General features: G+C 48.0%; 11 protein-coding genes. 9 read left to right on the top strand and 2 right to left on the bottom strand.

The features are described 5' to 3' along the window. The first annotated feature begins 284 nt into the window (after window positions 1–284). The 6 genes from Q0140_RS01860 (at window position 285) to Q0140_RS01885 (ending at window position 6,265) form a co-directional block, all read left to right on the top strand. On the top strand, window positions 285–974 hold the full coding sequence (locus Q0140_RS01860; RefSeq protein WP_297961100.1) for a hypothetical protein: 690 nt from the start codon (window positions 285–287) through the stop codon (window positions 972–974). A 42-nt stretch (window positions 975–1,016) separates the two neighbouring features. Beyond that, window positions 1,017–1,643: a hypothetical protein gene (locus Q0140_RS01865; RefSeq protein WP_297961103.1), complete on the top strand. Its 627-nt coding sequence runs from the start codon at window positions 1,017–1,019 to the stop codon at window positions 1,641–1,643. A gap of 404 nt (window positions 1,644–2,047) precedes the next feature. After that, window positions 2,048–2,941 (top strand): DMT family transporter, encoded by an 894-nt coding sequence (locus Q0140_RS01870; protein WP_297961105.1) that lies wholly within the window; start codon window positions 2,048–2,050, stop codon window positions 2,939–2,941. A 302-nt stretch (window positions 2,942–3,243) separates the two neighbouring features. Beyond that, window positions 3,244–3,957, top strand: coding sequence for a vWA domain-containing protein (locus tag Q0140_RS01875; RefSeq protein WP_297961108.1), 714 nt, complete (start codon window positions 3,244–3,246; stop codon window positions 3,955–3,957). A gap of 617 nt (window positions 3,958–4,574) precedes the next feature. Continuing rightward, window positions 4,575–5,681 (top strand): alanine racemase, encoded by a 1,107-nt coding sequence (locus Q0140_RS01880; protein ID WP_297961111.1) that lies wholly within the window; start codon window positions 4,575–4,577, stop codon window positions 5,679–5,681. Between the two features lie 143 nt (window positions 5,682–5,824). Beyond that, a complete protein-coding gene (locus Q0140_RS01885) occupies window positions 5,825–6,265 on the top strand; it encodes a pyrimidine dimer DNA glycosylase/endonuclease V (protein ID WP_297961114.1) in 441 nt (146 codons plus the stop codon). A gap of 433 nt (window positions 6,266–6,698) precedes the next feature. On the opposite strand, the gene Q0140_RS01890 is transcribed toward Q0140_RS01885, so the two are convergent. Both Q0140_RS01890 and Q0140_RS01895 read right to left on the bottom strand, forming a co-directional pair. Beyond that, window positions 6,699–8,345 (bottom strand): formate--tetrahydrofolate ligase, encoded by a 1,647-nt coding sequence (locus tag Q0140_RS01890; RefSeq protein WP_297961117.1) that lies wholly within the window; start codon window positions 8,343–8,345, stop codon window positions 6,699–6,701. A gap of 138 nt (window positions 8,346–8,483) precedes the next feature. Continuing rightward, on the bottom strand, window positions 8,484–9,242 hold the full coding sequence (locus tag Q0140_RS01895; RefSeq protein ID WP_297961120.1) for an exodeoxyribonuclease III: 759 nt from the start codon (window positions 9,240–9,242) through the stop codon (window positions 8,484–8,486). A 67-nt stretch (window positions 9,243–9,309) separates the two neighbouring features. On the opposite strand from Q0140_RS01895, the gene Q0140_RS01900 reads away from it, so the two are divergent. From Q0140_RS01900 to Q0140_RS01910, 3 genes are all read left to right on the top strand, one after another. Next, window positions 9,310–9,672 carry a diacylglycerol kinase gene (locus tag Q0140_RS01900; protein WP_297961123.1) on the top strand — a complete coding sequence of 121 codons (363 nt, stop codon included), beginning with the start codon at window positions 9,310–9,312 and terminating at the stop codon, window positions 9,670–9,672. Between the two features lie 381 nt (window positions 9,673–10,053). Then, window positions 10,054–11,196 carry a PepSY-associated TM helix domain-containing protein gene (locus Q0140_RS01905; RefSeq protein WP_297961127.1) on the top strand — a complete coding sequence of 381 codons (1,143 nt, stop codon included), beginning with the start codon at window positions 10,054–10,056 and terminating at the stop codon, window positions 11,194–11,196. Further along, on the top strand, window positions 11,193–13,328 hold the full coding sequence (locus Q0140_RS01910) for a TonB-dependent siderophore receptor (protein WP_297961130.1): 2,136 nt from the start codon (window positions 11,193–11,195) through the stop codon (window positions 13,326–13,328). Before Q0140_RS01905 ends, Q0140_RS01910 begins: the two co-directional genes overlap by 4 nt. Window positions 13,329–13,529 lie beyond the last annotated feature (201 nt).

Genomic DNA, 13,529 nt, shown 5'->3' on the forward strand with positions numbered 1-13,529 from the left:
TAAATATTTAGATAATTATCATTAAGATTTAGGATGCGAAATTTTAAGGCACGTTATGGCATCGCAAGAGCGCCTAGGCACGTCGCGTAATGTCATAAACTGCATATTTCAGAATATCAAAGCTAAAAATTTAATCCGCCTTTCGCGCGGCAAGATCACGCTAGCGAGATAAAATTCTAATCGCGATTTATAAAAAGCGCGCTTAGAATCTCGTAAATTTAGAAATTTTGCGCTAAAATTGCCAAAGACGCGAGCTTGCGTAATCCAAAAACAAGGTCATTATTATGTCGCAAAGTATAGTCGAGTTTGCTACGATAATCCTTTATGTTACGATAGGCTTTTGCCTTCTTGTTTCATTGCTTCAGACAAACAGATCGTATAAAACCGTCTATCGCGGGACATTATTTATCCCAACCGATCCGCTTTTAAAAATACCTATGTTTATAATATGCCTAAGCTTCGGTGTAGTCACTCTATCCAGCCCGCACGTAGCAAAACATAACGGCAATCCCATACCCTGCTTTTACACCCATGATAAAGTTTGCTCGCAAGAGTATAAAGCGGCGGGCATAAATTTAAGATGCTTCGAAGAAGGCGATCCCAGATGTGTGGATGGATATCTGCAAATAAGCGAGCCTAGACTAATACTCGGCAAAATCATATCTGTCTGCGCCATAATTTTTTCCTTTATCGTGCTAATTCAAAAAGGAATCAGAATAGATAAAAGCGGCATCTGCAAAGAATGGGAGGTTCTGCCGTTTAGGCATACGGAAAAGATATACTTTGATGAGATGAACTACGCCACATGGTTTATAAGAGGCGTAAAAATAATCAGCATACGAGGCAAAATTAGCGGCGTTAAATTCGGAGCGGGATTTTTATATGCACGAAGAGATATAGATTTTTTGCAAAATTTTATATTAGAAAAGCTAGCTGAAATTTCAAAAGCCGAAGCAGCCGAGCGAAACACTTGAGCTTAATTTAACGCTAAAAATATCTAAATTTAAGGCGGCGGCATGATATTTTTATATTTGATATTCGGCATAAATCTTTTACTGTTTGGGCTTGCTATTTTAAAAAGCATGGTTTTTAAAAGCAAAGCCTCTTATAAAACCGTGCAAAAGGGCGCCTGGCTCATACCTCCTAGCCCCATAGCAAAAACTATGCTTATCGTGCTATTTTTATCCTGGGGTTCGTTGGTGGCGTTTGATGAGCCTTGGATAAAAACAACAAGAGGCGGAGGTAAAGTTGCATGCTTTGATGCAAACGACCCTTTATGCGTAGGCGGGTATATGCAAAGAGGCGGCGGCGAGACCGCACTCGTGATCGTAATGGGTCTTGCAATGATGTTAATTGCCATACTGCCGTTATCCGAAAAGGGCGTCATCATAGATAGCCGCACCGCAAGGAAAGAGTGGAGATTTTTATCGTTTAAATTTAGCACAAAGATCGATATAGAAAACGCCCTTACGGAGAAAGGGATGAGGGGCGAGATGCCGATTTTGATAGTAGAAGACGGGCAAAGCGGAAAAAATTTCACGCTCTCATTCCCATACGCACAGCAAGATATAAAATTTATTGAAGCAGAGATAAGAAAGAGGCGCTATAAGATGATAAAATCAAAAGAGGCAAGAGTCCCTTAAATCCGCGCTCAAAAAAACTATAAGCTTAAAAGGCGCGAATGAGCGCACAAACATAGAAATTCTAAAAAAAGACAAAGAGGGCGCGGGCGATTAAATTTTAAATTTAGCCACGCGCGAGCAATAGCTGTGAAAATTTATGACAAGTTGCGGCGAAGAGACGTAATGATCACGAGCAGTAGCTGCATTTATGACAAGCCGTAGCAAAGCGATGTAATGTTCGCGCGGCCAAGCCCAACGCAAGCCCAACGCAAGCCCAACGCAAGCCCAAAAAAGATGAGCCGAACGCTTAAAATTTAACTCGCGATTTTAAAATCCGAAATTCTAAATCGCTCCGCCTAAATTTAGCTTATTTTTTACATAAAATTCGTAAAATTACAATTTTTAATTTACAAAAAAGGATGCAGATGAATAAAAGTTTGGAATTCAGAGCCGACATCGGAATGCTATTCGTTGCGATCGCTTTTGGGCTCGGGTATCTGCCCACCTCGCAGGCGCTTGCGAGCAACAACGTCTTCGTGCTGCTATTTTGGCGCTTTTTCGCCGCGAGCATCATCGCAGGCGCGATATTTTTCCCAAAGCTCAAAGCCATAACTTTGCGCGAGATCAAGCACGGCGCGGTGCTTAGCCTGTTTTTATTTGCGGGCTTTACGTCGCAGACCTTTGCCTTTAAATTTGCGCAAAGCTCCTCCGTGGCGTTCATCATCGGCCTAAACGTCGCGCTCGTACCCTTCATCGCCGCGGCGCTGTTTAGGCACAAAATTTACTCCTACGCCTACGCGGGCATCGCGCTTGCGATCGCTGGGCTCTACCTCATCGGCGACACGCAGCTAGGCCTGGGCAAGGGTGAAGCGCTGGCGCTAGTCTGCGCGTGCGCGTATTCGTTTCACATCGTGCTGACCAACCGCTTCGTGCAAAGCTGCGACGTAGCGGGCATCGCCTACGTACAGATCCTCTGCCTAAGCGCGCTTTGCTGCTTCGCGGCGATCTTTTTTGAAAGAGTCAGCATCGTGCCGGTGATGGATAAAAGCTTTTTCGTCGCGATGGCGGTGATCTGCCTGCTGGGAACGGTTTTTGGCTTTTTTGCGCAGGCCTTGATGCAAAAATACACGACGCCCGTCAAAACCGCTCTGTTTTTCACGCTCGAGCCCGTAACGGCGGGCATCATGGGCGTATTCGTGGGCGGCGAGAGGCTAAGCGTGATGCAAATTTTAGGCGCGGCGCTCATCCTATCTGGCGTTTTAATAAGTGAGATTGGAAGCTACCTCAGCGCAAAACGGAGCAGATCCGCAGGCGCTTGATTTCGCGGCGGCGCAAATTCCATGCCACGTGGAATTTTGCGTCATAAAATTCCGTACCACATAAAATTTACACGCGAAATTCCGTGCCGTATAAAATTCTACGCCTTTAAAATTCCACAGCGAAATTCTGCGCCATGCAGAATTCTATGTCACGCCGAACTTTGCGGTGCCGTGCGCAAGGATACGTTAAAATTTCGTATTAAATTTACCCAGCAGAGGCGTGCGGCGAAGCTTTAGCAATAAAATTTCATTGCTTAAGCGATACAATAGTAAAATAATGAAATTTTAACAAAGGAGCCCCTATGAAAAAAATCATCCTTCTTGTTGCCGCGCTTGCGGGCATATTGTTTGCCAAAAGCGTAGAGCTCGCCACGCCGCCCGATCATAAAGACGGCGTAAATCACCTGGAATTGGTGCTGATCCTAGATAAATCGGGCTCGATGAGCGGGCTTGAGAGCGATACGATCGGCGGATTTAACTCGATGATAGAAAAGGAGCGCAAAGAGGGGATCGACGCTAGCGTCACGACCGTGCTTTTCGATACGAAATTTAATGTCATCCATGATCGCACGCCGCTTAAGAAGGTCGAAAACCTAACGTCCAAAGAGTACTACGCCGGCGGCAATACCGCGCTACTAGATGCGATCGGCAGCACGATAGCGCGTATCGAGCGAGTACCCGACATCTATGCCAAAAACAATCGCGTGCTTTTCGTCATCATCACCGACGGGATGGAGAACTCAAGCCGCGAATACTCCAAAGCGCAGATTAAGAAGATGATTAGCGACAAGCAGGAAAAATACGACTGGGAGTTTATCTTTTTGGGCGCTAATATCGACGCCGCGAGTGAGGCGCAAAGCATCGGCATCAAAAGCGAAAATGCCCTAAAATACGAGAATTCCAAAGAGGGTGTAAGTAAAAATTTCGAAGCGGCAGCCGAGATATCCAAAGACGTAGCGACCGACAATAAAGCAAACTCAAAGTGGCGCGACAAGGTGCTTCAGGACAAAAAATAGAAAATCACAAAGAGAGGCGCACCAGAAATGAAGTATCGCTGCTAAACGAGCGGCGGTGTGAAAATAGGCGGCGATGTGCAGCGCGCGGCGCAAAACGAGCTTTAGCAAAAAACGCGGGCGACGGCACGGAAACAGAGACAACAGCGCAAAACGGCTAGTGCGTCGGATCGCTTGCCGAAAAATTTAACGCGAATATGCGCCGCAAGAAAAATAGACGCGCTAGGAATAAAACGGCGTGAAGCGGAGCTGAAAACTCCGTGAGCCTAGCGGTACGGCGCGCATATTGATTTTTACTCGGCGCATTTTAAAATTTTATTTTGACTTTTTCATGCGGCGCGCGGTATTGCTTTTGCCTGCGCTGCTTTGTGCGGCAAGGAAACGCAAATCTACTCGCCAAATTCAGACGCTTCGCGAAGGGCACCGATTTACACGGCGCGCAAACTGCATTTCGCAGACGAAGCTAAATTTACGACGCGCAAATTCCGCTTTCGCAGGCGGCACGTAAATTTCGCCCTTTGCAAGTCGCGCTAAATTTTAAAATTTAGGCGCTACAAAACTAGCGCAGCTACCAAGCTCGGCTGAATTAAAATTTCGTAAATTTAAAGAGGAGGGAGCTTATGAGGGTATCTGAGATCGACACACCGGCGCTGCTGATTGATCGCGAAATCGTGCTTCGCAACCTGCAAAAGATGCAAAACTACGCAAACGCCGCGGGCGTGAGCCTGCGTCCGCACACCAAAACGCACAAAATGCCCTATTTCGCGAAGCTGCAAGAAAGTATCGGCGCTGTGGGCATCACGGTCGCCAAAACGGGCGAGGCCGAGATCATGGCGGCAAACGGGCTGAAAGATATATTTATCGCAAACGAGATCGTGGGCGAGCTAAAATTTCAGCGCATCATCGCGCTTTTGCGCGCGGGGATAAACTTAAGCTTCGGCGTCGACAGCATAGAGCAGGCGGGCCTGATAGAGCGCGCCTTTGAGCGCAGCGGCACGAAGGCCTGCGTGCTTGCCGAGATCGAAGTGGGCGAAAACCGCTCTGGCTTCGTAGAAAAGCAGGATTTCACGGCGTTTATAAAATTTATAAAAGGCTGTAAAAATATCGAATTTCGCGGCGTGTTCTCCCACGACGGTCACTCCTACAAAGCCGCCGATAAGAGCGAATGCGAGCGCATCCACCTAGCCGCGCAGCGCCGCACGCTGGAGTTTGCGGATATCGCGCGCGAGCTGGCTCTGCCCGCACGCGTCGTTAGTATCGGCTCGACGCCATCGCTCATCAACGATTTTGAAATTTTAAAGGGCGTCACCGAGATCCGCCCGGGCACATATATCTTTATGGATGCCTCGCAGGCGCAGGCGTACGGCGATTATTCGATGAACGCCGCGAGCATCCTTACGACCGTCATCAGCAGACCTACGGCGGATCGCATCATCACCGACGTCGGCGCCAAGGGGCTCACGCAGCAAAGGCGCACCGAGGGCTTTACGGCAACGCCCGGGCTCGGGCGCATAAAGGGTACGGAGGTGTGGGTAAATGGCGTTTACGACGAGCACGCGATCATCTACGACAGAGCGCTACGAGACGCCGTGCGCGTGGGAGATCGGCTCGAAATTTATCCGAACCATATCTGCCCCGTCGTAAATTTACACGAGTTCGCCTACCTCGTTAGCGGCGGCGAGGTCGTAGAAAAGATCCCCGTGCTATGCAGAGGCAAGCTGCAATGAGCGGGTAAATTTTAAAGGTGCGGCGAGATAAAATTTAGCCTCTAATCTAGGGCGCGACCAAATTTAAGGCGCGAATTTATTGCCGCTCAGGCTGCGGCGCAAAGCGCGCCGAATTTGACGACGAAATTTAACGAAAGGTAAAAATGAGGCTTTGGACGATAAGCTTTAAATATCTCGATGCAAAGGGGCTAGTCGCACTTTGGCGTGAGGCGCTGCTAGCCAAAAACGTGCTGGCTGGGCTTACTAAGGGCTACAAAAATCACCCGCAGCTTGACCGCTTTTACGCGTATGAAAACGCGCTAGAGGCGATAAATGCGTATCTGGCGGAGGTTTATGCGCAGAGCTGCGCTCGCGGGTATAAATTTGATGCAGGAAAAGTTGGCGAATTTGACGAGCGAAATTTAGCCAAAATAGCCGTCACTCGCGGGCAGATAGAGTATGAATTCGCATTTTTGCAAGAGAAGCTAAAATCACGCGACATCAAGGCTTACGAGCGAAATTTAAGCGTAAAAAATATAGAAATTGCGAGCATTTTTAAAGAGGTCGAAGGCGAAATCGAGCCGTGGGAAAAGGTGAAAATTTAGCGCCGTCGCGCTCTAGATTATTGGGCTTGCTTGAACAAATTTGATTAAAAACGCCAAAATACATTACGTCGATTTCCCCTTAAATTTTACGTAAAAATCTCAAATTTACGATTAGTGGCGATTTGCCAAAAAGGCAAGCAATTTTATCCGCTTTGGCGAGAAATTATGGGCAATTCGTCAAATTTTAAAAGACGAACCTAACGTCAAATTCGCCTCTATTTTTAAAAATAAAAGCCGATCCGCAAAATCCCGCGCTTAAAATTTACTCGCAAGCGAGCAAATTCAGCCAAATTTTGCAAATCGGTAACTCTACTCCACTCTCATCTTAGTACCTACGAATGCTAAGCTTAAATCGCGACTAGACCGGAGCTAAATTTAAACCCCAAGGCGAGCGCGCAAAAAAAATGGAGGCGCAAAGAATAAAATTTTAAAATCACGCCAGTCCGCTTATGAGCCCCTCGCTCGTGATCCTCATATTTAGCGCGTTAGGAGCCTTCGGCAGCCCCGGCATAAGCATTATCTTGCCGCAAACGGCGACGATGAAGCCCGCTCCCGTGCGGATCTGAAGATCTTTGACGCTGAGTTTAAAGCCGCGCGCCCGTCCGAGTGCCTTGGCATCGTCGCTGAAGCTATACTGCGTCTTTGCGATGCAGACGTTTAGCCGCTCAAGCCCCAAGGCCTTGATGTGCTGCAGCGCCTTTTGCGCCTCGGGCTCAAAAACGACCTCGCTCGCGCCGTAAATTTTAGTAGCGATCTTTTCGATCTTGCTCGCCGTATCGTCGCTAAGCTCGTAGGCGAATTTCAGCTCCTTAGCGCGCTCGCATTCATCTATGACGAGACGGGCTAGCTCAAGCGCGCCCTCGCCGCCTTTGGCGAAATTTTCGCAAATCGCCATCTGCACGCCGCGCTGCTTGCAATACTCGCGCACGAAAGCGATCTCCTCGTCGCTATCGAAGCTAAAGCGATTAAGCGCCACGACCGGATTTAGCCCGAAGTTTTGTAAAATTTCAATATGCCCGCCTAAATTTACGATGCCTTTTTGAAGCGCGGCAAGATCAGGGCTCGCGATACTTTCTTTATCCGCGCCGCCGTTGTATTTAAGCGAGCGGATCGTGCTAACTAACACCGCGGCGTCCGGAGCGATACCCGCGCGGCGGCACTTGATGTCGATAAATTTTTCAGCCCCGAGCTCGCTTCCAAAGCCCGCCTCCGTCACGGCGTAATCGGCAAGACTTAGAGCTAACTTGCTCGCCATTATTGAGTTGCAGCCGTGCGCGATATTTGCAAAGGGTCCTCCGTGCACGAGCGCGGGCGTATGCTCAAGGCTTTGGATGAGATTTGGCTTCATCGCGTCTTTTAGCAGGATCGCCACGGCATCCGCGCAGCCCAGATCGCGCACGTATATAGGCTCTCCCTGCGTATCGTAGGCGACCATTATGTTTGCGATGTTTTGCTTAAGCTCGGCAAGATCGTTTGAGAGGCACAGCACTGCCATTATCTCGCTAGCCGCGGTGATATTAAAGCCGTCCTCGCGCTGCACTCCGTCAGTGCGCCCGCCCTGTCCTACGGTGATGTGGCGCAGCGCGCGGTCGTTCATATCCATGCAGCGCTTCCATAAAATTTTCTCGATCTTTAGCGGGTTTTCTTGATACAGCGAGTTATCGATAACCGCCGAAATGAGATTATTCGCGGAGGTGATCGCGTGAAAATCGCCGTTGAAGTGCAAATTTAGATCATCCATCGGCACCAGCTGCGAATACCCGCCGCCGGCAGCCCCGCCTTTGATACCAAAAACCGGCCCCAGCGACGGCTCGCGCAGCGCAAGGCAGACGCTTTTGCCTAGACGCTTTAGCGCGTCGGCTAGACCGATGGAGGTCGTCGTCTTGCCCTCGCCAAACGGCGTCGGATTGGTCGCCGTGACCAAAATAAGCTTCGAAGCGCGCGATCGCGGCTTGATGTTTAGCTTGGCTTTGTAGTGGCCGTACAGCTCGATCTCATCCTCGCTAAGCCCCAAATTTTTCGCAACGTTTGAAATTTTATCCGGCCTCGCCGCATTTGCTATTTCGATATCGCTCAACATTTTCTCTCCTTAAATTTAAAATTTTATCGCGCTGTATTTACGCACCGCCTCTTTAAATCCGCGCATTAGCCGCTGCTATGCGCACCTTGCCCACAAGCCGCGCAAAATCAAAGCTTGCAGGCGTGAAATTTGCCCCGGCTAAATTTCGATCTCGATGCCCACGGGGCAGTGGTCGCTGCCCATCACGTCGCTTAGGATGAAAGCGTCCTTTAGCCGCGAGCGCAAATTTGCCGAGATGAAAAAATAATCGATCCGCCAGCCTACGTTTTTGGCGCGCGCGTTAAAGCGGTAGCTCCACCACGAGTAGGCGTCCCGCAGCTCGCCGCGCACGGCACGGAAGGTATCGACGAAGCCCGCCGCCTCCACCTCATCGAGCCACGCCCGCTCGATCGGCAAAAAGCCCGAGGTTTTGGAGTTTGCTTTTGGGTTTGCAAGATCGATCTCGCGGTGCGCGGTATTTACGTCGCCGCAAAATATCACTCCGAGCCCCTGCTCCGCGAGGCTGCGCGCGTAGGCTAGGAATTTCGCGCAAAATTCCATCTTGTAGGCTAGCCGCGCCTCGTCCTTTTGGCCGTTGGGAAAGTAGATATTAAAAAGCACGACATCGCCGAAGCGGTGCTGCAGCACGCGCCCTTCGTCGTCTGGGAAAAACAGCGCCTTGCTCGTCTCGCTTTTAAATTTCGCTAGGCTCGCCACGCCCGAATAGCCCGCGCGAGCGGCGGAATTTAGATCTATCTGAGAAAATCCGAGCTCATAAAGCCCTTTCGGAGCGTCCTTTTCGCTCACCTTGATCTCTTGCAAGCCCAAAAAATCGGGGTTTTGCTCCGCAAGCCACGCAAAGCCGTCTTTGCCGAGCACTGCGCGCAGTCCGTTTACATTCCAACTAATCAGTTTCAAATTTAGCCTTTGGCGCAAAAATTTTGGTATGATTATACGAAATTTTGACTAAATTTAAAGGAAAATTATGCGCAATCAGCCCAAATACCGATTTTTTGCCAACTGGGGCTACGCGATGGCGGGTCTTGCCGAGATGCTGTGCAGCGAGCGTAGCTTTAGACTCGAGCTTTGCGTGTTCGTCCCGCTTCTGCTGTCGCTATTTTTTTGGAATTTCGGCGCGGTACTAAATCTATTTTTGATCTTCGGCGCGGTCTTTACGCTCACAACCGAGTGCATAAACTCCGCCATTGAGCGTGCGGTCGATCTTGCCACGAGCGAAATCCACCCGCTAGCCAAGGGCGCTAAAGATACCGCAAGCACGGCCGTGATGATGAGCCTATTTCTCAACGCCGCGCTGTGGGGATATGCGCTTATCGGTAAATTCTTTTAATCGCGTGATTGCAAATTTCGCGATAAAAGATTTAAATCGCTGCAACGCAGAGTTTTTTTGGCGAGTGCGGAATTTGCAAGCCACTTGAGTCGTTGATCGTCCACGCCTGCAACCCAAACACGACCCTGCGTGATATTGAAATTTTAAAATCCGAAATTTGCTTTAAATTTAAACTCTCCTGTGCGCGAAAATTTTAATATTCGCTCGGCTCTTAAAATTTTAAAATAGCTTTTAAAAATTTCTATAGATAAATCATTCAAGCAAATTTTACGCCGTAAAATTTTAGCTATAAAATTATAACGACTTTCAAGATGCTTTAATACAATTTTCATTAAAATCACGCCGTCTTAATTAAAATAATTTTCAAAAAAAAGGAAAATTTTGTCTAAATCCTTTCGCAAAATCTCGCGCAAATTTCATTTGTGGCTATCTTTGATATTTTGCATACCCCTTATAATCGTATCCGCAAGCGGCTCGGTCTTAGTCTATGCGGAGCGGATCGATGAAGCTTTGCTGAAAGACAAGGTGTTTAGGACCCAAGAAAGCGTGGCGAAATTCCCCGTTAGAATGAAATTCAGCGCTTTGCAATCCGAGATAAAATCCAAATTTAAAGAGTACGCGATCATGGGCTGGAGCATCGCGCAAGATCCTTTAAAGACCGATAAAATCAGACTTTCCTCTCAGAAACTGCAAAAGCGGATCATAATTTACTTAGACGCTTTTAGCGGCGAGATTAAAGGCGCGCCCATGCCGCGAGATGAGGGCTTTATCGGCGCGATAAATAAACTGCACGCGGAGCTGTTTTTAGGTCGCGGCGGTAGAATTTTTACGGGTATCGTGGGGCTTAGCGCGCTACTTATCGGCATTAGCGGCTTTTTTATCTACAAAAAATTTTGGCAAAACTTATTCTCGCTGAGGCTAGATCGGGCCATATATTTTATGCGCGGCACTCACCGCCTAATCGGAGTCGCGAGCACTCCCGTAATGTTTGCTATAGCTATAAGCGGAGCATGGTGGGAGCTAAGGGCGGTAACTTACAAGCCGCTCGCAAATCCATGCGGCGCGGTCTTGCAGAATTTTAAGACCGAGCAAAATTCCACCGTCGCAGCATCAAACGGGGCGGTAAGCATGAAAGCGGTGCAAAATCTTGCGACGCTAGATGAGGCTTTAGCGCGGATAGCGGTTAAATTTAAAGAATTTCGCTCCACCTATATCGCCTTTCCGCTCTGTCCGGGCGGCGCTTTTACCGTATACGGCTTCGAGGCGGGGCAAAACCCGCTGCAAAGCCCTTACGCGAGCCGTATCACGATATCAGATACAGGCGAAATTTTAAAAGCGGACTTTATAAACGATGCGGATTTTTCGGACAAACTTCAAGACGGCTTTCGTCGCGCCCATGCGGGCTCATACGGCGCAATAACGAAGCTTATATGGTTTTTAGCGGGGCTTGCGCCCCTATTTTTAAGCATTTGCGGATTTTACATAACCCTAAAAAATAGAAATTCTAAAAGGAGAAAGTTATGAAGAAAGTATCTCTTTCGCTCGTAGTCGCATTAAATATGCTAACTTCGCTTTATGCGGAAAATAACGCCACTGCGAGCACCCCGGAGGACTTAGGCACCATAGAAGTGCAAGATACCCAAAAGCTCCGTCGCGACGACAGAGATTATGAGGCTAGAAAGCTCGTTAAAAGTACCACCAGGCTCGATCTTACGGCGAGAGAAACGCCCCAGTCTCTTACCGTGGTGACCGAAGCCAAGCTAAAAGATATGGGGATAACCGATTATCAGGTGCTGATGCGAAATATCGCGGGCATTACGAGCGGGCGTTGGGATGAGAGGCTCTATCCTACGGCGCGCGGATTTAGCATAGATTATTATCTGCTTGATTCGATGCCTAGCTTCGGAGGTTTTAGCCTCGGGGCGAACGATCTAAATTTGCTACCGTATGAGCGCGTCGAGGTCGTAAAGGGCGCGAACGGATTATTAGCAGGCGCAGGAAATCCTGCCGCGAGTTTAAATTTTATCCGTAAGCACGCAGATTCCACCATCCCAAAAGGTTATATAAGTCTAAACGGCGGCTCATACGACAAATACGGGCTTAAAACCGATGTGCAAAGCCCACTCAATCAAAGCGGTTCGGTGCGCGGACGCCTAGCGTTTATGCATGAACGATCGCACTCCTATATGGACTATTACAATCGTCGCAATACTGCCGTTTATGGCGTATTAGATATCGATGTAACAGACGATTCAAGGCTGAGCTTTGGCTCATTTTATCAGACTCTACGCCGACATGGCACGCGCTGGGGCGGAATGCCCGCGTTTAACTCGGATGGTACGCGCACGCACTTCGGCAAAAACAAAATTTTCTCTCAGCCTTGGACGCGATACGACATCTCTACGCTTGATTTTTATGCCGATTTTAAACAATATTTCTCAAACGAGGCGAGTTTAAGCTTGAGTTATTCGTTTCGTCGCGCTCATACCGATTCAAATTTGCTCTATTATGGCGGCAGGGTAGGCCCTGGCGGCATCGGAAACGTCGCCGATCTTAGCGTTTATGCTAACAAGCGCGAAGAGAATATACACAATATCGATGCCTATGTGAATATCCCTTATGAATTTTTCGAACAAGATCATGAATTTGTATTTGGTGTGATGTATAATCTTTACAAAAAAGGATCTGATAACGTAAGTAGCTACTGGAATAGTCGAAACACTCCGGCAGGCCTTGCTTATGCCGCGCGTACTAGAATAAATTTTAACGACCTTCATATTGAAGATCCACGCTTACCGTATGTAGATCAAAATAATGCCGATCGAACTATTCAAAAAGCAATTTATGCCGCGAATAAACTCTCAATCACCGAGGATTTAAAGCTCTTATTAGGAACGCGGATGAGTTACTATAAATATAAAATTACAGGTGGAGCAGATAATAGAAATTTTACCCGCGAAATTACTCCATATGCAGGGATCACCTATGATTTAGACGATCATCATACCCTTTATGCAAGTTATACGAGTATTTTTAAACCTCAAACCTACAAGGACAAAAACAATAAATATCTTGATCCCATCCAAGGCAAGGACTACGAAGCGGGCATCAAAGGCGAGTATTTTGACGGCGATCTGCAAGCAAGCCTGGGCGTTTTTAAGATCATCCAAGATAAGCTCGGCATCCGCACCGACGAGTATATCACGGGCACAAATTCCTACGCTTACAGGCAGGGTCGCGGAGTAACCAGCAGGGGCTTTGAAGCGGATGTAAACGGTAAAATTACCGATGCACTAAGCCTAAGCATAGGGCTAGCGCACTACAAAGCCAAAGATGCTGACGGCAATATCTACGCCAACGACTCCTCCCGCACCAGCGCAAATCTTTTTGCAAAATATGAGATCGGCACATTTAGAATCGGCGCAGGCGCGATGTATCGCTCAAAGATTTATTCCGACTCGCCATACGGCAGGATCGAGCAGAAAGCCTACACGATTGCAAACGTAATGCTAGGCTACAAAGCGAGTAAAAACCTAGATGTGCAGCTAAACGTCGATAACATAACCGATAAGCGCTATTTTGAGGGTATCGGTTCTAATCGAATGATCTACGGCGATCCGCGCACCTTCAATCTAAGCCTTACGTATAACTTTTGACCCAAATAGTCGCGGCGGAATTTGTCTAGTGCTTAGCTCTAATAGAATTCCATCGCGACGCCATAGATAAATGGCAAATTAAGCCTAAATTTCGTAAAATCACCGCTAAGACGCGAGGTCGCGTAATACGTTTAAAGGCAAACGATGCAAAGTTCAACCCCATAAATCCCGCTAAATTTAAACCAAATCAACCATCAAATT

The sequence above is a fragment of the uncultured Campylobacter sp. genome (genome assembly GCF_938045405.1).
Taxonomy (GTDB): domain Bacteria; phylum Campylobacterota; class Campylobacteria; order Campylobacterales; family Campylobacteraceae; genus Campylobacter_B.